17 protein-coding genes are annotated in these 21389 nt (G+C 47.9%); 11 read left to right on the top strand and 6 right to left on the bottom strand.

Annotation, left to right across the window (positions count from 1 at the left end; genetic code table 11):
• The 4 genes from OA57_RS09315 (at window position 1) to dnaX (ending at window position 4559) form a co-directional block, all read left to right on the top strand.
• Window positions 1–765 carry a TSUP family transporter gene (locus OA57_RS09315; protein ID WP_034616778.1) on the top strand — a complete coding sequence of 255 codons (765 nt, stop codon included), beginning with the start codon at window positions 1–3 and terminating at the stop codon, window positions 763–765.
• Window positions 765–1721 carry a lauroyl-Kdo(2)-lipid IV(A) myristoyltransferase gene (gene lpxM / locus OA57_RS09310; protein ID WP_034616775.1) on the top strand — a complete coding sequence of 319 codons (957 nt, stop codon included), beginning with the start codon at window positions 765–767 and terminating at the stop codon, window positions 1719–1721. Before OA57_RS09315 ends, lpxM begins: the two co-directional genes overlap by 1 nt.
• A 97-nt stretch (window positions 1722–1818) precedes the next feature.
• Window positions 1819–2361, top strand: a complete 543-nt coding sequence (apt, locus tag OA57_RS09305) for an adenine phosphoribosyltransferase (protein WP_034616772.1) — start codon at window positions 1819–1821, stop codon at window positions 2359–2361.
• A gap of 29 nt (window positions 2362–2390) precedes the next feature.
• Window positions 2391–4559 carry a DNA polymerase III subunit gamma/tau gene (gene dnaX / locus OA57_RS09300; protein WP_034616769.1) on the top strand — a complete coding sequence of 723 codons (2169 nt, stop codon included), beginning with the start codon at window positions 2391–2393 and terminating at the stop codon, window positions 4557–4559.
• A 27-nt stretch (window positions 4560–4586) separates the two neighbouring features.
• On the opposite strand, the gene cuyB is transcribed toward dnaX, so the two are convergent.
• Both cuyB and OA57_RS09290 read right to left on the bottom strand, forming a co-directional pair.
• Window positions 4587–5267: a cysteate racemase gene (gene cuyB / locus OA57_RS09295; RefSeq protein ID WP_034616766.1), complete on the bottom strand. Its 681-nt coding sequence runs from the start codon at window positions 5265–5267 to the stop codon at window positions 4587–4589.
• Window positions 5268–6563 (bottom strand): dicarboxylate/amino acid:cation symporter, encoded by a 1296-nt coding sequence (locus OA57_RS09290; protein WP_034616763.1) that lies wholly within the window; start codon window positions 6561–6563, stop codon window positions 5268–5270. It lies immediately after the preceding gene.
• A 305-nt stretch (window positions 6564–6868) separates the two neighbouring features.
• Between OA57_RS09290 and OA57_RS09285 the strand changes: the two genes are divergently transcribed.
• Together OA57_RS09285 and recR are read left to right on the top strand one after the other, a co-directional pair.
• Window positions 6869–7198 (top strand): YbaB/EbfC family nucleoid-associated protein, encoded by a 330-nt coding sequence (locus tag OA57_RS09285; RefSeq protein ID WP_034616760.1) that lies wholly within the window; start codon window positions 6869–6871, stop codon window positions 7196–7198.
• Window positions 7199–7260: 62 nt separating this feature from the next.
• A complete protein-coding gene (recR, locus tag OA57_RS09280) occupies window positions 7261–7863 on the top strand; it encodes a recombination mediator RecR (protein ID WP_034616758.1) in 603 nt (200 codons plus the stop codon).
• Window positions 7864–7876: 13 nt separating this feature from the next.
• Here recR and OA57_RS09275 read toward each other — a convergent pair whose 3' ends face one another.
• Together OA57_RS09275 and yjgA are read right to left on the bottom strand one after the other, a co-directional pair.
• On the bottom strand, window positions 7877–8731 hold the full coding sequence (locus tag OA57_RS09275; protein WP_152596744.1) for a VirK/YbjX family protein: 855 nt from the start codon (window positions 8729–8731) through the stop codon (window positions 7877–7879).
• 156 nt (window positions 8732–8887) lie between these two features.
• On the bottom strand, window positions 8888–9424 hold the full coding sequence (gene yjgA / locus OA57_RS09270) for a ribosome biogenesis factor YjgA (RefSeq protein WP_034616753.1): 537 nt from the start codon (window positions 9422–9424) through the stop codon (window positions 8888–8890).
• Between the two features lie 198 nt (window positions 9425–9622).
• Here yjgA and pmbA point away from each other — a divergent pair, with 198 nt between their 5' ends.
• Together pmbA and hpt are read left to right on the top strand one after the other, a co-directional pair.
• The gene (pmbA, locus tag OA57_RS09265; protein WP_034616751.1) at window positions 9623–10984 is read left to right on the top strand and encodes a metalloprotease PmbA; all 1362 of its coding nucleotides are present in this window, start codon (window positions 9623–9625) and stop codon (window positions 10982–10984) included.
• Window positions 10985–11274: 290 nt separating this feature from the next.
• Window positions 11275–11814 carry a hypoxanthine phosphoribosyltransferase gene (gene hpt / locus OA57_RS09260; RefSeq protein WP_034616748.1) on the top strand — a complete coding sequence of 180 codons (540 nt, stop codon included), beginning with the start codon at window positions 11275–11277 and terminating at the stop codon, window positions 11812–11814.
• A gap of 77 nt (window positions 11815–11891) precedes the next feature.
• On the opposite strand, the gene rimO is transcribed toward hpt, so the two are convergent.
• On the bottom strand, window positions 11892–13229 hold the full coding sequence (rimO, locus tag OA57_RS09255) for a 30S ribosomal protein S12 methylthiotransferase RimO (RefSeq protein WP_034616746.1): 1338 nt from the start codon (window positions 13227–13229) through the stop codon (window positions 11892–11894).
• Window positions 13230–13636: 407 nt separating this feature from the next.
• Here rimO and aceE point away from each other — a divergent pair, with 407 nt between their 5' ends.
• The 3 genes from aceE (at window position 13637) to lpdA (ending at window position 19722) form a co-directional block, all read left to right on the top strand.
• A complete protein-coding gene (aceE, locus tag OA57_RS09250; protein WP_034616744.1) occupies window positions 13637–16300 on the top strand; it encodes a pyruvate dehydrogenase (acetyl-transferring), homodimeric type in 2664 nt (887 codons plus the stop codon).
• 23 nt (window positions 16301–16323) lie between these two features.
• Window positions 16324–18210 (top strand): pyruvate dehydrogenase complex dihydrolipoyllysine-residue acetyltransferase, encoded by a 1887-nt coding sequence (aceF, locus tag OA57_RS09245; RefSeq protein WP_034616741.1) that lies wholly within the window; start codon window positions 16324–16326, stop codon window positions 18208–18210.
• An 87-nt stretch (window positions 18211–18297) separates the two neighbouring features.
• The gene (gene lpdA / locus OA57_RS09240) at window positions 18298–19722 is read left to right on the top strand and encodes a dihydrolipoyl dehydrogenase (protein ID WP_034616739.1); all 1425 of its coding nucleotides are present in this window, start codon (window positions 18298–18300) and stop codon (window positions 19720–19722) included.
• 162 nt (window positions 19723–19884) lie between these two features.
• Here lpdA and OA57_RS09235 read toward each other — a convergent pair whose 3' ends face one another.
• Complete coding sequence (locus OA57_RS09235; RefSeq protein ID WP_034616737.1) at window positions 19885–21321, bottom strand: alanine/glycine:cation symporter family protein; 1437 nt, start codon at window positions 21319–21321, stop codon at window positions 19885–19887.
• Window positions 21322–21389 lie beyond the last annotated feature (68 nt).

Here is a 21389-nt window from a genome sequence, read left to right as displayed (position 1 = left end):
ATGGAGTTCGGCGTTGATATTTATGCCTTGTTGTTTGCCGTTGCCGTGATAGCCGGTTTTATTGATGCGATTGCCGGTGGCGGCGGATTGATTGTGATTCCCGTATTACTCGCTGTCGGTATGCCGCCCGCGATGGCATTGGGCACAAACAAATTACAGGCGTGCGGCGGTTCACTGTCAGCCAGCTGGTATTTTGTACGGCGGAAAGCAGTCAATTTAAACGAGATTTCCATCTTAATCGTTCTGACGTTCCTCGGCGCTGTAGCAGGCACGATTCTGGTGCAGCAAATTGATACCGGATTTCTCAGAAAAATTCTGCCGTTTTTGATTTTTGCCATCGGTATTTATTTTTTGGTAACACCAAAACTGGGCGAAAGTGATAAACAGCGCCGTATTTCTTATTGGGGCTTTGCCGTTACGGCGGGTTTCGGTGTCGGCTTTTACGACGGCTTTTTTGGGCCGGGCGCCGGCTCGTTTTACAGTTTGGCATTTGTGACCTTACTCGGTTTTAATTTGGCGAAAGCAACGGCACATGCCAAAGTATTGAATTTCACCTCTAATTTTGCTTCGTTAATCTTTTTTATCATCGGCGGGCAGGTCATGTGGTTTTTGGGATTCATTATGTTGCTGGGGCAGTTTCTCGGCGCTAGATTAGGCGCAAAAATGGTATTGAGCAAAGGGCAAAAATTGATACGTCCGATGGTGGTTGTCGTGGCATTTATCATGGCAACAAAGTTGGCATTTGATTACGGATGGTTTGGCTAATGACGCAACAGCACAAGCGAATGACTGCGCGGGTCGGGTATGAACCGCACTTTTCCTGGCGATATTTGTTGCCGCAATACTGGGGAATTTGGTTGGGGATTTTCGGCCTGGTGCTGTTGGCATATGTGCCTTATCGCTGGCGTGACAGATTGGCGGCGAAGTTAGGAAAAGTGATTGCCCATAAAGCCAAAAAACCGCACCATAAAGCGATGGTCAATCTTTCTTACTGCTTTCCCGATTGGAGCGACGAGGAAAAAAATCAAGTGATTGAGCGAATGTTTATTGTTGTGACGCAAGTTATGCTGGGTATCGGCGAAGTGGCGGTTCGTTCCAAACAACATTTGCAAAAACGGACGGAATTTCTGGGAATAGAGCATATCCGCCAAGCCAGAAACGAAGGGAAAAACGTCATTTTATTGGTGCCGCATACTTGGGCGATTGATGCTTCGGGAATTATTTTGCACACACAAGGCATGCCGATGGCAGCCATGTATAATCCGCACCGTAATCCGTTGGTAGACTGGCTGTGGAATATTACCCGAGTGCGGTTCGGCGGTAAAATGCATGCGCGCCAGAACGGTATTAAACCGTTTTTGAATGCCGTACGCCGCGGCGAATTGGGTTATTACTTACCCGATGAAGATTACGGTGAGGAGTTGAGTGTCTATGCCGATTTTTTTGCTACCTATAAAGCGACTTTGCCGGGCTTGAACAAAATGGCAAAAGTTGCAAAGGCGGTGGTGATCCCGATGTTCCCGCGTTATGATGCCGAAACCGGCAAATATCAACTGGATATTCATCCGCCGATGGCATTGAGCGATAATGATGCCGAGATGGCAAGGTTGATGAATCAGGAAATCGAATCCTATGTCACGCAAACACCGGAACAGTATGTTTGGATTCTGCGCTTGCTGAAAACCCGTAAAGACGGACAAGATATTTATAACATGCCGTAAAGAAACGATTTGCAGCAGACAGGAGTTTTGCTATGCTTAACTGCTTGTCGTGTTGCGAACACAACACATATCCAGAACGTTTATTTAGGTCATAATCATGAGCCAAACATTAGAATTAGTCAAAGCGTCTATTAAATCTATTCCGGATTATCCGAAACAAGGGATTATTTTTCGTGATATTACCAGCCTGCTGGAAGTGCCGGCGGCGTTTCAGGCAACGGTTGATTTGATTACCGAACATTACAAGGATCATGGTATCAGCAAAGTGGTCGGAACGGAATCCAGAGGGTTTATTTTCGGTGCTCCGGTTGCCTTGGCATTGGGCTTGCCGTTTGTGCTGGTACGCAAGCCGCGTAAACTGCCGCGCGAAACCATTTCACAAAACTATCAGTTGGAATACGGTGAAGATACGCTGGAAATTCATATTGATGCGATAACCGCCGAAGACAATGTGCTGATCATCGACGATTTGTTGGCGACCGGCGGTACGGTCGAGGCGACCGTCAAATTGATTCGTCGCTTGGGCGGCAAAGTGGAAAATGCCGCTTTCATCATCAGTCTGCCGGAGCTGGGCGGTGCGGAACGTCTGAAAAAAGTCGGCATCGACAGCTATCATCTGGTCAGTTTCGACGGCCATTAATTCGTATTTCACCAAGGCAAAACAGCGCTATGAGTTATCAGGTACTGGCCAGAAAATGGCGACCACAACGCTTTTCACAAGTTGTCGGGCAGGAACATGTGCTGACCGCACTTGCCAATGGGCTGGAAAGTAATCGGCTGCATCATGCTTATTTGTTTTCCGGAACCCGCGGTGTGGGGAAAACCTCGATAGCCCGCCTGTTTGCCAAAGGATTGAACTGCGAACGGGGGGTGACGGCAGAGCCGTGCGGCGAATGTGAAAATTGTAAGGCAATTGAAGAAGGCCGTTTCATTGATCTGCTGGAAATTGATGCCGCATCGCGTACCAAAGTGGAGGATACGCGCGAGCTGTTGGATAACGTCCAATATAAACCGGTGCAGGGACGTTATAAAATTTATCTGATCGATGAAGTACATATGCTTTCCCGACATAGCTTCAATGCCCTGTTGAAAACACTGGAAGAGCCGCCGGACTATGTTAAGTTTTTGTTGGCGACCACTGATCCGCATAAATTACCGATTACCATTCTGTCACGTTGTATTCAGTTTCATCTGAAAGCATTGGATACGCAGCAGATCGCCGATCATCTGGAATATCTGCTGCTGCAAGAAAAAATACCTTACGAATTTGCCGCTTTGGAGCAATTGGCGAAAGCCGCCGGCGGCAGTATTCGGGATTCGCTCAGCCTGACCGATCAAGCGATAGCGATGAGTAAGGGCAATATTACGGCCGAGATTGTGCATCGGATGTTGGGCACGCTGGACAGCGAACAGGCGCTGGATATTATTCAGGCTTTACAGTTGGCGGACGGTGAAGCGCTGATGCGCAGCATACAACAGGTGGCGGACAACGGGGTAGAATGGGATCAGCTATTGCAGCAAGTGGCTGCGGATTTGCACCGGATTGCGATGCGCCAGTTATTGCAGCCGAGTGCCGAAAGTGCGGATCGGCTCGATTTTCTGGCGAGAAACTTGGCACCGGAAGACGTCCAGTTTTATTACCAATTGATGTTAAACGGGCGAAAAGAGCTGCCTTTTGCACCGGATCAACGCAGTGGCGTTGAAATGACGATGTTGCGTGCATTGGCATTTCACCCGAAATTGCTCCGATTCGACAAATATACCGAGGCGTCCGAGGCAACTCAGACAGTAAAAGCGGAGCAGGCGGACAAGACCGCCGACCACTTAAACCGAATCCGTCAGCAATTACCGCAACAGGAAACAGCTGCTGTCAGGGCGAGTTCGCAGCTTGATACGGAGACCGAACTTCAGCCGCCGCATATTTCGGCGAAGGTGCAAACGCCAAGTGCGGTCGAAGCCGGAGCAAAAACAGCGGCAGCCGCTGAAAGCGTGCAAAGTGCGGTGCAGCCTGTCAATGACATCGCGGAAGCGGATTCTCCCGCTTTACGAGCTTTACGCGCCCGTCAGCAATTGCAAAAAAAAAACCGTGATTCCCGCCCTGTCGTTGAACACACCGACAAGCTAAACATAGTCCCTGCTTCCGTTCGGCCGTCCCTTGAAACTGCCGTCGGCAAAAATGATAAATCATTAGAGTTGATGGAAAGGTTGAGCCGTATCAGTGCGGGACAGCAACCACCGATTTCACAACCTGCCGTGGCGGTAGCACCCGAAGAGGACAGCGAGCGTTTGCCGCATGATGAAACGGACGCTGTCGGCGAAGATTACCATTGGCAGTGGCTTAATCCGGAATTGGAAGAAGAGAGCGGTAACCGCTTACGCCCTTCCGATATCAAGCAGGCTATTTTGCAGGAAAGAACGCCGGAATTGGTTGCTAAAGTACTTAAATTGAGTGCAGAAAGGGATCATTGGTCGAATGTTCTTGAACAGTTAGCGCTGAGCGGCATGGTGAAACAGTTGGGACTTAATTCCCTCTTATTACAGCATGATGAGGATTCTGTTACCTTGGGATTGCGCCCTGAACAATCGAATTTGAATAATGTGCGCTATATCAATGTACTACAACAGCAACTCAGCACGTTTTATCGGCGCGAAGTGCGGTTGAATATCGTGACGGAAGCCGATCCGCAACGCTTGACGCCGTTGGAACAGCGACGTCTGATTTATCAGGAACTCAGCGATCAGGCCAGAGAAATGTTGCAGCAAGATCCGCAAATCCACTTGCTGCAACAGGAGTTTGATGCGGTATTGGAACCGGACAGCATTCGCCCGGTCGGTTAGAAAAAAACGCCTGCGCCTGCGTCGGCGTTATGAGCATGCGAATTTTATCCCCTGAGCCGCCAATTCGGATGTCGCATCGAGGAATAGCGTCGCCTTTTCCAATTTCGGCAAAAATAACGGGATTTCGGTACAGGCTGCAATAAAGATATCGGCATCGAGCTGTTCAATCACGTGATTAAACAGTGCCTGATAACCCTCCACATTTCCGGCTTTAGCACCGTCATAAATGCAGGCCATCACCTTTTTTTGTTGCTGCTCACTCAATTCAACGCAATTGAAGCCGTCTTGCTTTAAAAGCGTGCTGTAAATGCCTGATTTTTGCGTGCCGTCGGTGGCGATCACCGCAATATTTTGTGCATCGGGGTAACGTTGTTTTATGGCTTCGATACTGACTTTAGCAATATGAATGACCGGTAAATTCACGTATTTTTCGATGTCATCGGCAAAATAATGGGCTGTATTGCAGGCGATGAGCAGTGCTTGTGCGCCCGCATTTCGTAAACGAACCGCACTTTCCAGCATTTTCGGCCGCGGTGTATTTCCATGCCCTAAAATATAAGCCGTGCGATCCTCGATTTGCGGATAGCTGTCGATGATGACCGGGATATGATCCTGATCCTTTTGAGCCGCCGTCATTGCGACTATTTTCTGATATAAGTCAAGGGTGGCAAGCGGCCCCATCCCCCCCATAATGCCAAGGCGCTTCATTTAGCTGTTCCAAACCTCTTCGTCCAGTTCGTTTTCACTTTTGGCGACAGCGACAACGCCCATAACGTCACCAACAACGTTCATTGAGGTACGCCCCATATCGAGCAGGGCATCAATGCCTAAAATCATACCGTAAGCGACGGCAACCATACTACCGGCTTCGACTTTCAGCCCGACCGATTCAAGCACCATCAATAGCATAATTGCGCCCGCGCCCGGTACGCCGGCCGTTCCGATGGAAGCCAAAACAGCGGTCAAGACAATGGTGAGCTGTTGACTGAAATCCAGCGGCACGCCGACGGCATTGGCAATAAAGATCGCACAGACACCCAAATAGATTGTGGTTCCGTCCATATTGATGGTTGAACCGACCGGCAGACCGAAACTGTAAATACTTTTTGGCACGCCCATTTGCTTTTCTGCGGTTTCAATGGAAACCGGGAGCGTGGCGCCTGAAGAGCGGGTTACAAAGGCGGTAATCATCGGCGCTCTGACTTTTTTAAGGAAAGTTATCGGACTCAGGCGTAACAGTAAACAGATACCGCAATAGACTAAAACGACTTGTAAAACTAATCCGACGTAAACGCTGAATGTGACATTGGCAAGAGAGCCGAAAGCAGCCGCCCCGTTTTGGGAAAAAACAATGAAAATCAAGGCAAAAACCCCGATAGGTGCATACTGCATGACCCAACCGACTACCTTGAACATGGCATGGCTGGCACCTTCAAAGAAATGGTAGACGGTGTCTGAAGCCGATTGGATCTTTTCATCATTGCTGTCGCGTCCGAACGCTAAGGCGATCCCGAAAAACAGGCAGAAGCAAATAATCTGTAAGATTTTGCCCTCCGAGAATGAGTTCATCGGATTTGTCGGAATAATATCGAGTAAAATCGATAACAGGCTTGGCGCAACGGTTTCTTTTATGGTTGTGCTTTGGTTGGCGGTCAATTCAAGCCCCAATCCCGGGTTCAAAACCACCCCTACCGCCAGACCGATGATAATCGCAAAGAGTGAAGTAAGCATATAATAGACGATGACTTTGCTGCCTACTCTGCCTAAATGGGCAGGGGAGATGGTGCTTGCGCCGACAATTAGAGTACAGGCGATAACCGGGATCATAATCATTTTGAGCAAACGGATAAATAAATCGCCAAACGGCGTTAAAAAAGCGATCATTTCGGTGGCGTTTTGGAACACAATCCCGAAAATCGCCCCTAAAATTAATCCGATTAAAATTCTGATTAATAAATTTGATTGAAAATAAAAAGAAAATAATCCTTTTTTAGCTTGTGACATAATAACACCTATACACTTAAAACTACTTGATTGAACCCTGTCCAATTTCCACGCTCTTTCGGGAGCATGTTTAAATTTTTATCATAAAAACGAAATGAATGAAATTTTTCTTAATAAAAAAGCGGTTGTAATTATTTTTATTAAAAATAATGCATTGTTTTTTGGTTTTTATCTAATTTTTTTTGCCTGTGATGGTGAAAGAATAAAACTATCATCGGCTAGTTGCACATATGCTTTCTTTTCTGGTTTATAAATTTAAGGTAAAATGACGCCTCAAAAACAATCCGACAAAAAGAGAGTAAATTATGTTTGGAAAAGGTGGTTTGGGTAATTTGATGAAGCAAGCCCAGCAAATGCAAGAGCGGATGCAGAAGATGCAGGAAGAGGTTGCCAAATTGGAAGTGACCGGCGAATCCGGTGCCGGTTTGGTGAAAGTGACGGTCAACGGGGCGCATAATTGCCGCCGAGTTGAAATTGATCCGTCTTTACTGGAAGACGACAAAGACATGCTGGAAGATTTGGTTGCCGCTGCATTCAATGATGCGGTGCGCCGTGCGGAAGAGCTACAAAAAGAGAAAATGGCTTCCGTTACTTCCGGTATGCAATTACCGCCGGGCTTTAAAATGCCGTTTTAATCGCCGTTCAGCGTAAAATCGACCGCACTTTCAAGTGCGGTTTTGTTTGTTAAGGATCATTTATGCAAATCAGCCCGTTACTGGAACACTTGATGGAAGCGTTGCGCTGCCTGCCCGGCGTAGGGCCGAAATCGGCGCAGCGCATGGCTTATCATCTATTGCAGCGCAATCGGAGCGGCGGCATCAATTTGGCGCAGGCTTTACAGGAAGCAATGAGTAAAATCGGGCATTGCAGTCAATGTCGAACGTTTACCGAAGAAGAATCTTGCGCTATTTGTAAAAATCCCCGCCGCCAGCAAAACAAGCAATTGTGTGTGGTTGAAATGCCGTCGGATATTCAGGCATTGGAGCTGACGGGGCAATATTCCGGCCGGTATTTTGTGTTGATGGGACATCTTTCGCCGCTAGACGGCATTGGCCCGCGCGATATCGGATTGGATTTGTTGCAACAACGATTACAGCAAGATGCGTTTGAGGAAGTGATTCTGGCTACCAATCCTACCGTAGAGGGCGATGCAACGGCCAACTATATTGCCGAGCTGTGTCGGCAATTCGGGGTTCATGTGACGCGGATTGCGCACGGCATTCCGGTCGGTGGTGAACTGGAGAATGTTGACGGAACAACGCTCTCGCACTCGTTTTTGGGGCGTCGGGAAATTCGCTGAGTGCCAAGTGCGGTCAGCGCCTTCCCGGCGTGAATAGTGCATTGACCGCATATTGCAACTGATCAAACATGTCGTAACGTTTACGGTACATGCTGCGTTTTTTACTTTGTATTTCATTGAGATCACGACGTTCAATGGCGGTCGTCAATTGCCAATACTGTGTTTTCGGATTGAGTATCGCACCATTTTCAGCCCAAAATTCATCATAATTGAACAATAGACGCGAATGATCGTTCCAGCGGTATTTTGCCTGGTTTTTGTGTTTTATTCCCAACAAGCTGCAATTCAGTGCCTGACAGATCATTTTTATCATGGTGAGCAACATATAAGCCGGACGCACTCCGTGTAGCTGTTTGGTGAGGCGGCGTACTTGTTCTTGCGCCTCTTGGCCTTTCGGTCCCTGAATGGACGTGATCAACAAGCGGCGTCGAGGCAGAAATGAAAACGACAGATCATATAAACGCTGCTGATGCTGATTGCGTAAACTGATTGAAAAAAAACCTTCCAGCGGATCGATTTTGTTGATATTGAGATAGGCAGAGACTTCATCGCCGAGTGCGGTAAGTAATACCGACTCTTCATTGACCAGTTTTCGGCACAATGAAACGCCGACAGACTGTTCGGCAAATATAAAATTATAACAAAGTGCGGTCAGCCGCTGTTTCGGGCTAAAGCGCTTGTCGCAAAAGCGATACAGAATGCTGTTGAAACGGTAAGGGTTTTGATAAAAAAGTGATTTCCATAAAGAATGGGCATTCAGGAAATTCACAAAACCGTTGCAATAGCGGGCACTGAGCGCGTAACGCAAATAATAGCGTGTGCGGATCAGCGCCGCTTTGGTTAATTTTTTTCCGGCAAGCGGAAACATGGTTTTTGCGGATGGAAATCTAATCGAATTATTCATTTGCAGTATTTTAGTCTTAAAATAACGCGCTGAATTTTATGCGATTACGCAAGTTGAGTAAATGCTGACCTATGCTAATAATTGAGATTTATTGTTGGTTTTTGTCGGTATTCCGTCAGGTTATTCGCCGATTTCCAATGTTTTCAAATATTGGAAAATTTCACGGTAAAATTTAGGTGGTTTTTGTTCTGCCCGCTCTTTTTGTACGCCGCGAATCAAATTGCGCAGATGTTGAATATCCAGCTCGGGATATTGGGCAATCAGCTGTGATAACGTGTCGTTATTGCCGCTCTCCAGTAAACGATCGCGCAGCTGCTCCAAACGGTGAAAGACCGCTTGTTGCTGATTATGCTTGTTTTCCAGTTTATCCAGCGCTTCTTGCAACGGTTCAACTTCGGTATTGCGCAGCAGTTTGCCGATATATTGCAATTGACGGCGCAAAGCACCGCGCTGCGAACGTTGTGCCAAAGCAATAGCATCAGCCAGTTTTTCGTCCAACGGAATTTTTTCCAGATTCGCCGGTGTCAGCGCCACCAGTTTAGCGCCGAATTTTTTCAGTGCTTCGGCATCACGTTTAATTTCGCTTTTACTGACCCAGATAATCTCGTCTTGTTGTTCGTCGTGGTCTAAAAAATCGGTTTCTTGCTCTTTCTTCATGGTATGGCTCTTGGTTAATATCGCTTATTGCTAAAGCATAAAGTGGCTCATCATAGCATAAATTTTTGTGAAACGGGGCGGGGAATTTTGCCGGCCGGTTTTGCGTATGGCAATGCTGAATTTTACGCTAACAGAGAATTGGGAAAAAGGCGACAAAATAGGATAGAATAGCGCTCAAAAACAGAGACGGAACAAGATATGAAACAACATAAACAGGATTTATTGCGATCACAACAGCATGATTTATTGGCGGCGGCGGAATTGGCGTTGACATTGGCGCAGCGTGCCGGTGCGCAAGCCCAAGTCGGGGCGACAAAAAGTTCGGGCTTGTCGGTTTCTACCCGTTTGCAACAAATTGAAAATATTGAATTCAATAATGACGGGGCGTTGGGTATTTCGGTTTATTTAGGGCAGCGGAAGGGTAATGCATCGACCTCCGATTTATCACCGCCAGCGGTGCAAAGTGCGGTCGAGGCGGCTTTAAGCATTGCCAAATATACGTCGGAAGATGAGTATAACGGCTTGCCTGATGAGAATTTACTGGCCGTTTCACCGCCTGATCTGGATCTTTATCACCCGCATGAGATTGCGGTGGAAAGTGCGGTACAGTTGGCGGTGCAGGCGGAAAAACAGGCGTTAGAAAGCGATTCCCGTATTGTTAACAGCGAGGGCGCCGGTTTTAACGCGCATTACGGAATTCGGGTTTACGGGAATACCTATGGCGATAAGCGCGGTGTATTGAACAGCTATCTTTCCAGTCGTTACTCTTTGTCATGCAGCGTGATTGCGGCGGCGGAACAACAAATGGAACGGGACTATGAATACACTATTTCACGCCGCTTTCAGGACTTGGCATCGCCGCAATGGGTTGGTGAACAGTGTGCGCAAAAAACTGTGTCGCGATTATCGGCACAAAAATTGACCACTCGAATGGCGCCGGTGATTTTTCATAATGATGTTGCCGCCGGCTTAATCGGGCATTTGGTCGGCGCAGCAAGCGGCAGCAGTATTTATCGTAAATCCAGCTTTTTACTGGATAAGCTGGGCGAGCGAATTTTGCCGTCTTGGTTCGAAATCAGTGAACGACCGCACTTGCTTGCCGGGCTGGCTTCCTCGCCGTTTGACAGTGAGGGTGTGCGTACCGAGTCGCGTAATATTGTCGAACAGGGTATTTTGCAAACTTACTTACTCACCAGTTACAGCGCCAAAAAGTTGGGTATGCGCAGTACCGGACATGCCGGCGGTATTCATAACTGGCTGGTGAAACCGAACAGCAAAGGCGGGTTGGACGCACTTTTAAAACAGATGGGAACCGGTCTGCTGGTCACCGATTTAATGGGGCAGGGTGTCAGTCTGGTAACCGGGGATTATTCGCGCGGCGCCTCCGGCTTCTGGGTGGAAAACGGCGAAATTCAGTATCCGGTACATGAAATCACCATTGCCGGACAACTGCAAACCATGTTGGCGAATCTGGTGGCGACGGCGGACGATGTGGAGCATCGTTCTAATATTCAGACCGGATCGATTCTGCTGGACGACATGAAAATTTCAGGCAATTAAATTATTTTTATCAAATAAGAATAATTATCATTGACAACTTAGCTTAAGCTGTTATGATGAATGCCAGTTACACAGGGTGTAACAAAAAGTCCGCAAAGATTGTGATAGCAGTCGAGCAGATGTAGAGTAAAAAGTAAATTCGTTAGGGTCACTGGCTGGAGCTTGCTCCAGCCTTTGTTTTTGCTGAAAGACAGAATAAATACGCAGACGGAAATGCTGATTCTGGTTTAGCGGCGCGTTACTATGCTATGATAGCGCCCAGCGAAATTGACTAGACAAAGGTAGCTTTAATGAAAAAACATCACGTTGAAACCCTGATTCCAACCGCTGAAATTGCCTCTCGCGTGCAGGAGCTGGGCGCTGAAATCACCCGTTTTTATCAACATCAGAATGCCGACAAAATGGTTGTAGTCGGTTTGCTGAAAGGTTCGTTTATGTTTATGGCGGATTTGGTGCGTGCAATTGATCTTCCGACCGAACTGGATTTTATGACGACGACCAGTTACGGTACAGGTATGTATTCCAACCACGATGTCAAAATTTCCAAAGATTTGGACGGTGATATCAAAGACAAGCACGTGCTGATTGTGGAGGATATTATCGACACCGGCTATACCCTGGACAAAGTCCGTCAAATCCTGTTGTTGCGGGAACCGGCATCATTGACGATTTGTACGTTATTAGATAAGCCTTCTCGCCGTGAAGTCGATGTGCCGGTCGACTGGGTCGGTTTTGCCATTCCTGATGAGTTTGTCGTCGGCTTTGGGATTGATTATGCCCAGCAGTACCGTAATTTGGGCTATATCGGCAAAGTCGTTTTAGAAGAGTAATGCTTGGCCGAATAACAACGGCAGCCCGTAATCGGCTGCCGTTTTTTGTTGGTTTTAAATCCAAAGTGCGGTTTGGGTTAGGCGACAATGTCTCCCCACAAATCGTATTCGTCCGCATGACGAATAGTCGCCCGAACGATATCGCCGACTTTGACCGCACTTTGCTGCGGATTTTCCAGATAGACCACACCATCGATTTCCGGTGCGTCCGCCATGGAGCGACCGATAATACCGTCGGCATCGATCTCATCAATGATAACCGCCAACGTTTTGCCGATTTTTTGTTGCAATCGTTGCGCTGAAATTTGTTGTTGCAACTGCATAAAGCGGTGGAACCGCTCTTCTTTCACGGCTTCGGGGACTTGTTCCGTTATTTCTGTTGCCGGCGCACCGTCTACCGGGCTGAATTTGAAACAACCGACACGATCGAGTTGGGCTTGTTGTAGAAAGTCCAGCAACAATTGGAAATCTTCTTCGGTTTCCCCCGGAAAGCCGACAATAAAGGTGGATCGCAATGTTAATTCAGGACAGATCTCACGCCAGTTTTTGATCCGTTCCAAAGTGCGGTCGATTGCGCCGGGGCGTTTCATCGCTTTCAGAATTTTCGGGCTGGCGTGCTGCAACGGAATGTCCAGATACGGCAGAATTTTGCCTTCCGCCATTAACGGAATCAGCTTGTCGACGTGCGGATACGGATACACATAGTGCAGGCGCACCCAGATGCCTAAACGCGACAATTGTTCACAGAGGGAAAGCAGATCATTTTTGATCGGCATTCCGTTCCAAAAGGCAATGTTGTTTTTGTCTTTTTTAGTTTTGTCCAAGGTATAGGCTGAGGTGTCTTGCGACACCACCAATAGCTCTTTCACACCGGCATCCGCCAGACGCTTGGCTTCGTCTAATACACTGCCTATCGGGCGGCTGTCCAGATCGCCGCGCATTGACGGAATAATGCAAAACGTGCAGCGATGGTCGCAGCCTTCCGAGATTTTCAGGTAGGCGTAATGTTTCGGTGTCAGTTTCACCCCTTGTTTCGGGACCAGATGTAAAAACGGATTGTACTCCGGTTTCGGGACATATTTGTGTACTTGGCGTAACACGGCTTCATAGCTGTGCGGTCCGCTCACTTCCAGCACTTTCGGGTGGACTTCTCGAATTTGATCTTCTTTGGCGCCAAGGCAACCGGTGACGATTACTTTGCCGTTTTCCGCCAGCGCTTCGCCGATAGCTTCCAACGATTCTTGTACCGCACTGTCGATAAAGCCGCAGGTGTTGACAATGACTAAATCCGCGTTGTCATAGCTGGGGACAATGTTATAGCCGTCGCTGCGTAATTCAGTCAGAATACGTTCCGAATCAACCAGATTCTTAGGACAGCCAAGGCTTAAAAAACCAATATTAGGGGTGTTGCTCATCTCATTTCTCAACATTTCAAAAAAATATAGCCGACTCAACAATGCGTTTGTCGTCAGCGGAACACAAAAAATTGTGCCGATTGTATAGAATTTGCGATAAAAAGGCTATCTTTCAGCAACGGTCTTGTGCTTCAGCGTATAAAGTGCGGTGTTAGAATATGAAAAAATTAACATTTTTATCAAAAAAGTTGAAGGATCGAGAGATATTTTAACGGAAAGGATTAATATTTGTCTGATTTTGAGCTATATTAGATAAGATAATTTTTAGCATTTTTATTACAAATTCTTAAAGAAACTAGAGTAAGTTTGAAATGCCTTTCTTTTTTAATGACTTACTTGGGAGCTGGAGGATTCGGTAGTGAGATACCGGTTCCAGATGTTTTTTAATCAACAAAAAGGAAATTACCATGTCCGAAACGGTTAAACATGACGTGGATGCAGTTGAAACAAATGATTGGCTGATGGCAATCGATTCTGTAATCCGTGAAGAAGGGGTTGAGCGTGCCCAATTTATTATCGAACAAATCATGCAACGCGCCAGAGCCAACAGCGTTTCTCTGCCAAGCGGCATCAATACCGAATATGTCAATACCATTCCGACCAGTGAAGAGCCGAATTATCCGGGCAATTTGGATTTGGAAAGACGTATTCGCGGTGCGATTCGCTGGAATGCGATGATGATGGTATTGCGGGCTTCCAAGAAAGATTTGGAACTGGGCGGTCATATGGCGTCTTTCCAGTCTTCAGCAACCATTTATGAAGTTTGTTTTAACCATTTCTTTAAAGCGGCAACCGAGAAAAACGGCGGCGATTTAGTATTTTTCCAAGGTCACATTTCGCCGGGAATCTACTCTCGAGCATTCTTGGAAGGACGCTTAACGGAAGAGCAACTGGACAATTTCCGTCAGGAAGTACACGGCAAAGGCCTTTCTTCTTATCCTCATCCGAAATTAATGCCGGAATTCTGGCAGTTCCCGACCGTTTCTATGGGCTTAGGACCGATTAATGCCATTTATCAGGCACGTTTCCTGAAATATCTGCATCATCGCGGGTTGAAAGACACGGCGGATCAAACCGTATACGCTTTCTTGGGCGACGGCGAGATGGACGAAGTGGAATCTCGCGGAGCAATCTCTTTTGCGGCACGTGAGCATTTGGACAATCTGGTGTTCGTCATTAACTGTAACTTACAGCGTTTGGACGGTCCGGTCACCGGTAACGGTAAAATTATTCAGGAACTGGAAGGCTTGTTTACCGGCGCAGGTTGGGAAGTAATCAAGGTTATCTGGGGACGCCGTTGGGATCGTCTGTTGCAACGCGATACATCAGGCAAATTGTTACAATTGATGATGGAAGTCGTGGACGGCGATTATCAGACCTTCAAATCGAAAGACGGCGCTTATGTGCGTAAACACTTCTTCGGTCGCTATCCTGAAACCGAAGCGCTGGTTGCCGATATGACGGATGACGAAATCTGGGCGTTGAACCGTGGCGGTCATGATCCGATTAAAGTGTTCGCGGCATTCAATAAAGCGAAAAAGGTACAAGACAAACCGGTCGTGATGTTGGTGAAAACCATTAAAGGTTACGGCATGGGAGAAGCGGCGGAAGGCAAAAATATTGCCCACCAAGTGAAGAAAATGGATATGTCCGGCGTACGCCATGTGCGTGACCAGTTCTCTATCGAATTAAGCGATGAAGATGTGGAAAAACTACCGTATATCAAATTTGAAGAAGGTTCGGAAGAGCATAAATACCTGCATCAACAGCGCCAAGCCTTGAACGGTTATCTGCCGAAACGCTCACCGCGCTTTACGGTTGATCTGCAAGTGCCGGAGCTGGAAGAGTTTGCACAATTGTTCGAAGCACAGGCGCGTCCGATTTCAACCACGATGGCATTTGTGCGTTCATTGAACGTTTTGTTGAAAAACAAATCCGTCGGCAAACACATTGTGCCGATTATTGCCGACGAAGCACGTACTTTCGGCATGGAAGGGTTATTCCGCCAAATCGGGATCTACAATCCGCACGGTCAAAACTATACGCCGCAAGATAGGGAGCAGGTTGCTTACTACCGTGAAGCGATTGACGGACAGGTATTGCAGGAAGGTATCAACGAACTGGGGGCGACGTCGTCTTGGTTGGCAGCGGCAACCTCTTACAGTACTAACAATATGCCGATGATTCCGTTTTTTGTTTACTACTCGATGTTCGGTTTCCAGCGTGTCGGCGATTTAATGTGGGCGGCAGGCGATCAGCAAGCGCGCGGCTTTATGATCGGCGGAACTTCGGGGCGTACCACACTGAACGGGGAAGGGTTGCAGCATGAAGACGGCCACAGTCACATTCAATCGTTGACCATTCCGAACTGTATCTCTTATGACCCTGCATTTGCTTATGAAGTTGCCGTGATTATGCAGGACGGGGTGCGCCGTATGTATGGGCCGCAACAAGAGAATGTGTATTACTACATTACCACCTTGAACGAAACTTACGACCAACCGGCGATGCCGAAAGGGGCGGAAGAAGGAATCCGTAAAGGGATTTATAAATTTGAAACCGTTACCGGTCAGGGCAAAGGCAAAGTGCAGTTAATGGGCTCAGGCGCTATTCTGCGTTATGTCCGTGAGGCGGCGAAATTGTTGGCGGACGAATACGGGGTTACATCCGACGTATACAGTGTTACCTCATTTACCGAAGTCGCTCGCGAAGGGGCGGATGCAGACCGTTGGAATTTATTGCACCCGACGGAGAAAGCGCGTTTACCGTATATTGCCCAAGTCATGAATGATGCGCCGGCTATTGCTGCGACCGATTACATGAAACTGTTTGCAGAGCAAGTGCGTCCGTTCATTCCGGCACAAAGCTACCGCGTATTAGGTACTGACGGCTTCGGTCGTTCCGACAGCCGTGAGAATTTGCGTGAACACTTTGAAGTGAATGCACATTATGTCGTGGTTGCCGCTTTGACCGAGTTGGCGAAACAAGGTGTGGTTGAGATGAAAGTGGTTGCGGATGCCATCAAAAAATACGGCATTGACGCAGACAAAATCAATCCGTTGTATGCTTAATTGTCATTAGAGAAGGAAATATCATGTCTAAACAAATTCAAGTACCGGATATCGGTAGCGATGAAGTGACAGTTACCGAAATTATGGTAAACGTTGGCGACAGCGTTGAAGTGGAACAAAGCTTGATTAACGTGGAAGGCGACAAGGCTTCTATGGAAGTACCGTCACCGGAAAAAGGTGTGGTGAAAGAAATTTTGGTTAAAGTCGGTGATAAAGTGTCGACCGGCTCGCCAATGATGGTTTTTGAAGGTGCTGAGACCGCACCTGAGACTGCAAAAGCGGAAGCTGCGCCGGCTCAAACTTCCGCGCCGGCCGTAAGTGCGGTTGTTGATGTTACCGTGCCGGATATCGGCGGTGATGAAGTCAACGTGACGGAAATTATGGTGAAAGTCGGGGACAGTGTTAGCGAAGAGCAGTCGTTGCTGACCGTTGAAGGCGATAAAGCCTCAATGGAAGTGCCGGCACCGTTTGCCGGTGTGGTAAAAGAAATTTTAGTTGCGGTCGGTGATAAAGTGTCGACCGGCTCGTTGATTATGCGTTTTGAAACGGCGAACGGCGGCGAAGCAGCGACTACAACGGCGGAAGCTTCGGCATCTGCGCCGACCGCCGGTGCGTCGCCATCGATTGTCGATGTCAATGTGCCGGATATCGGCGGCGATGAAGTGAATGTCACCGAAATTATGGTGAGTGTCGGCGACAACATTGTTGAAGAGCAATCCTTGATTACGGTTGAAGGCGATAAAGCTTCTATGGAAGTGCCCGCACCGTTTGGCGGCGTATTGAAAGAAATCTTGGTGAAAGCGGGCGATAAAGTGTCGACCGGCTCGTTAATCATGCGTTTTGAAGTCGCAGGTGCGGCAGCGGCAGAATCCGCACCGGCACAAACTCAAGCAGCGGCAGCTCCGGCTAAAACAGAAGCCGCCGCACCGGCACAGGCGGCAAGCTCACAGCAAGAGGTGACGGCAAGTGCGGTATTTGCACATGCAACGCCGGTTGTACGCCGTCTGGCACGGGAGTTCGGTGTCAATCTGGATAAAGTCAAAGGTACGGGACGTAAAGGGCGTATTCTGAAAGAAGACGTTCAGGCTTATGTCAAGAATGCAATTCAACTGGTTGAATCCGGTTCCGTTCCGGCAACAGCGGGGGCCGCACCGGCAGGTTCCGGTTTAGGCTTACTGCCGTGGCCGAAAGTGGACTTCAGTAAATTCGGTGAAGTGGAAGAAGTGGAATTGGGTCGTATCCAAAAAATTTCAGGCGCAAATCTACACCGCAACTGGGTCATGATTCCACACGTAACCCAATGGGATAAAGCCGATATCACCGATTTGGAAGCGTTCCGCAAAGAACAAAATGTGTTGGCGGAAAAACAAAAACTGGATGTGAAAATCACACCGTTAGTGTTTATCATGAAAGCCGCTGCCAAAGCGTTGGAAGCTTATCCACGCTTCAACAGCTCAATCTCTGAAGACGCACAACGCCTGACGCTGAAAAAATATATCAATATCGGTGTGGCGGTGGATACGCCTAACGGCTTGGTCGTGCCGGTGTTCCGTGATGTCAACAAGAAAGGCATCATTGAATTATCACGTGAACTTGCCGAAATCTCTAAAAAAGCACGCGCCGGCAAACTGACGGCTTCGGATATGCAAGGCGGTTGTTTCACTATTTCAAGCTTGGGCGGCATCGGCGGCACGCATTTCACGCCAATCGTTAATGCGCCGGAAGTGGCAATCTTGGGAGTGTCTAAATCTGAAACGACACCGGTTTGGAACGGAAAAGATTTCACTCCGCGTTTGATGTTGCCGTTGTCGCTATCTTACGATCACCGCGTGATTGACGGTGCCGACGGGGCGAGATTCATCACCTTTATTAACGGTGTGCTGTCCGATTTGCGTCGTTTGGTCATGTAAGCATTGCCTGCGTCTCTTGTTCCATCAAGAGACGCCGTTGAATTCGTGTAAAGTGCGGTTGCACTAAACCAAATAAAAGAGGTTATCATGAGTAAAGAGATTAAAACACAGGTTGTGGTGTTGGGCGCCGGTCCGGCGGGGTATTCCGCCGCATTCCGTTGTGCCGATTTGGGCTTGGATACGGTGATTGTAGAACGTTATTCTACGCTGGGCGGTGTTTGTTTGAATGTCGGCTGTATTCCGTCCAAAGCGTTATTGCATGTCGCCAAAGTGATTGAAGAAGCCAAAGCGTTGGCGGAACATGGTATTGTGTTTGGCGAGCCGAGTACCGATGTCGAGAAAATTCGCGGCTGGAAAGAAAAAGTGATCAACCAGTTGACCGGCGGTTTGGCCGGCATGGCGAAAATGCGCAAAGTACAGGTCGTCAATGGCTACGGTAAATTTTCCGGTGCTAATTCGATCATCGTTGCCGGTGAAGAGGGAGATGTTACCATCAAATTTGAACACGCAATTATTGCGGCCGGTTCCCGTCCGATCCAGTTGCCGTTTATTCCGCATGACGATCCGCGTATCTGGGATTCAACCGATGCTCTGGAGCTGAAAAGCGTACCTGAGAATCTGTTGATCATGGGTGGCGGTATCATCGGCTTGGAAATGGGTACGGTTTACCATGCACTGGGCTCCAAAATCGATGTGGTGGAAATGTTTGATCAAGTAATTCCGGCGGCGGATAAAGATATTGTCAAAATTTATACCAAACGTATCAGCAGCAAATTTAATTTGTTGTTGGAAACTAAGGTGACGGCAGTAGAAGCGAAAAAAGACGGTATCTATGTTTCAATGGAAGGCAAAGCCGCCAATGAAACCCGCCGTTATGATGCGGTATTGGTTGCCATCGGTCGTACACCGAACGGCAAACTGATCGATGCCGGCGTTGCCGGTGTCCATGTTGATGAACGCGGTTTTATTCCGACCGACAAACAAATGCGCACCAATGTGGATCATATTTTCGCTATCGGCGATGTGGTCGGTCAACCGATGTTGGCGCATAAAGGGGTACACGAAGGCCATGTTGCGGCAGAAGTGATCGCCGGTAAAAAACATTACTTCGATCCGAAAGTTATCCCGTCAATCGCTTATACCGAGCCGGAAGTGGCTTGGGTGGGCAAAACCGAGAAAGAATGTAAAGCCGAAGGTATCAATTATGAAGTGGCGACATTCCCTTGGGCGGCGTCAGGTCGTGCGATTGCGTCCGATTGTGCCGACGGCATGACCAAACTGATTTTCGATAAAGATTCCCACCGTGTTATCGGCGGGGCGATTGTCGGCACTAACGGCGGTGAGCTGTTGGGCGAAATCGGCTTGGCAATCGAAATGGGGTGTGATGCGGAAGATTTGGCATTAACTATCCACGCTCACCCGACATTGCATGAATCGGTCGGCTTAGCGGCGGAAGTGTTTGAAGGCACAATCACCGATTTGCCGAATGCCAAAGCCAAAAAGAAAAAATAGTTTTAGTTTGAATAACTAAAACGGTTAAAAGCCTCTTTGATGACAAAGAGGCTTTTTTGTATCCGCTATTCCCAAAACGGTTGACGGTTTTTAAGTGCCGAATAAAAAAGTGCGGTATGAAAGAATCTCACACCGCACTTTTATCGTGTTAAGGTTAACGGGTTATTTCTGCTTCTGCACTTTCCAGGCTTCGCGGTCAATATCCAAGTCAGTGAACTGATCAGGGTTGAAAACAGGTTCTTCAACGCCCTGTTTCAATTGTTGGCGATAATCGTTCAATAAGCGCATAACCTGTGGAAACAGCATAATCAAAGCCAGCAGGTTGAGTAGCGCCAGAATTCCCATTAGCGGATCGGAGAAGAAGAAGACTGCCGTCGCACCGGGGGCGGTGGCGCCGAGGAACAGCACCACAATCACGATACAGCGCAGCAGCAGAATCGGGAATTGCTCTTTTTTGCCATAGAATAAAAAGCTCAGTGCATTTTCGCCTAAATAGTAGTTGTAAATAATGGTACTGAACGAAAACAAGAGAATGGAGAATGTGAGTAAATATTTCGCCCATTCACCGAAGTGGCTGACCAAAGACTGTTGGGTTAGAACAACGCCGTCAATCGCCGCACCCGGCTCATACACATTGCCCAGCAAAATAATAAAGGCGGTACAGCTACAGATAATGATGGTGTCGATAAAAACCGATAACGACTGCGCAATGCCTTGGCTGACAGGGTGGCTGACGTGAGCGGTGGCGGCAACATTGGGAACCGAGCCTAAGCCGGCTTCATTGGAAAATAAGCCGCGGCGCATACCTTGTGCGATGGCTATCCCCATACCGCCGCCGACGACGGAATCAATGCCGAACGCATTTTTAACGATAGTAACGATTAAGGCCGGAATTTCGGCGATATTCAGCACAATAACGGCTAATGCCATAAAGATATAAACAAATGCCATAATCGGGATAATGATATCCGAGACTTTCGAAATGCGGGTGATACCGCCGAAAATGATGATACCGCCGATAATAGCCAGGGCAATTCCCGTCCACATCCGCTCGATGTTTAGGCTGTCGAGAACGGCGCCGGCAACAGTATTGCCTTGGAAGGCGTTAAAGCCGATGGAAAAAGACAGCATCAAACAAATGGAATAGGCAACCGCCATCCAGCGGTATTTTTCCCCCAAACCATGCAGAATAAAACGCGCGGAGCCGCCCCGAAAGTGACCGTCTGCGGTTTTGTGTTTATAGAGCTGCGCCAAGGTACATTCGACGATACTGGTCATCATGCCGACCAATGCCACAACCCACATCCAGAAGACCGCACCGGGACCGCCAATAGAAATCGCCACTGCAACACCGGCAATATTACCGCCGCCGACACGACCGCCGATGGAAACGAACAGTGCTTGACGCCCGCTGATGGCTTTCGGACTGTTTGGCGTATCACCGGTGCGCAGGAATTTAAACATGCGCCGAAAATATTTGAATTGGGCGAAACCGCTGACAACGGTGAAAAACAGACCGAAAATAATCAGCATCGGAATTAATGCCCAGCCCCAAGTGAGCGTATCAATCGTATTAAATAAAGTATGTATAGCGTCCATAAATTTCCTGTAATATTTTTTTATATTATTTTAAATAATAAAATGGAATAAGCAGTTCAGCGCAAGCA

The organism is Chelonobacter oris (assembly GCF_000772535.1).
GTDB lineage: Bacteria > Pseudomonadota > Gammaproteobacteria > Enterobacterales > Pasteurellaceae > Chelonobacter > Chelonobacter oris.
The sequence above is the reverse complement of the archived record's forward strand: the minus strand, read 5'-3'. Positions and strand labels throughout refer to the sequence as shown.

Bases quoted from the DNA above. Each gene is read 5' to 3' on its own strand.
- OA57_RS09315 (WP_034616778.1), top strand. From the start codon at position 1: ATGGAGTTCGGCGTTGATATTTATGCCTTGTTGTTTGCCGTTGCCGTG.
- lpxM (WP_034616775.1), top strand. From the start codon at position 765: ATGACGCAACAGCACAAGCGAATGACTGCGCGGGTCGGGTATGAACCG.
- apt (WP_034616772.1), top strand. From the start codon at position 1,819: ATGAGCCAAACATTAGAATTAGTCAAAGCGTCTATTAAATCTATTCCG.
- dnaX (WP_034616769.1), top strand. From the start codon at position 2,391: ATGAGTTATCAGGTACTGGCCAGAAAATGGCGACCACAACGCTTTTCA.
- cuyB (WP_034616766.1), bottom strand. From the start codon at position 5,267: ATGAAGCGCCTTGGCATTATGGGGGGGATGGGGCCGCTTGCCACCCTT.
- OA57_RS09290 (WP_034616763.1), bottom strand. From the start codon at position 6,563: ATGTCACAAGCTAAAAAAGGATTATTTTCTTTTTATTTTCAATCAAAT.
- OA57_RS09285 (WP_034616760.1), top strand. From the start codon at position 6,869: ATGTTTGGAAAAGGTGGTTTGGGTAATTTGATGAAGCAAGCCCAGCAA.
- recR (WP_034616758.1), top strand. From the start codon at position 7,261: ATGCAAATCAGCCCGTTACTGGAACACTTGATGGAAGCGTTGCGCTGC.
- OA57_RS09275 (WP_152596744.1), bottom strand. From the start codon at position 8,731: ATGTTTCCGCTTGCCGGAAAAAAATTAACCAAAGCGGCGCTGATCCGC.
- yjgA (WP_034616753.1), bottom strand. From the start codon at position 9,424: ATGAAGAAAGAGCAAGAAACCGATTTTTTAGACCACGACGAACAACAA.
- pmbA (WP_034616751.1), top strand. From the start codon at position 9,623: ATGAAACAACATAAACAGGATTTATTGCGATCACAACAGCATGATTTA.
- hpt (WP_034616748.1), top strand. From the start codon at position 11,275: ATGAAAAAACATCACGTTGAAACCCTGATTCCAACCGCTGAAATTGCC.
- rimO (WP_034616746.1), bottom strand. From the start codon at position 13,229: ATGAGCAACACCCCTAATATTGGTTTTTTAAGCCTTGGCTGTCCTAAG.
- aceE (WP_034616744.1), top strand. From the start codon at position 13,637: ATGTCCGAAACGGTTAAACATGACGTGGATGCAGTTGAAACAAATGAT.
- aceF (WP_034616741.1), top strand. From the start codon at position 16,324: ATGTCTAAACAAATTCAAGTACCGGATATCGGTAGCGATGAAGTGACA.
- lpdA (WP_034616739.1), top strand. From the start codon at position 18,298: ATGAGTAAAGAGATTAAAACACAGGTTGTGGTGTTGGGCGCCGGTCCG.
- OA57_RS09235 (WP_034616737.1), bottom strand. From the start codon at position 21,321: ATGGACGCTATACATACTTTATTTAATACGATTGATACGCTCACTTGG.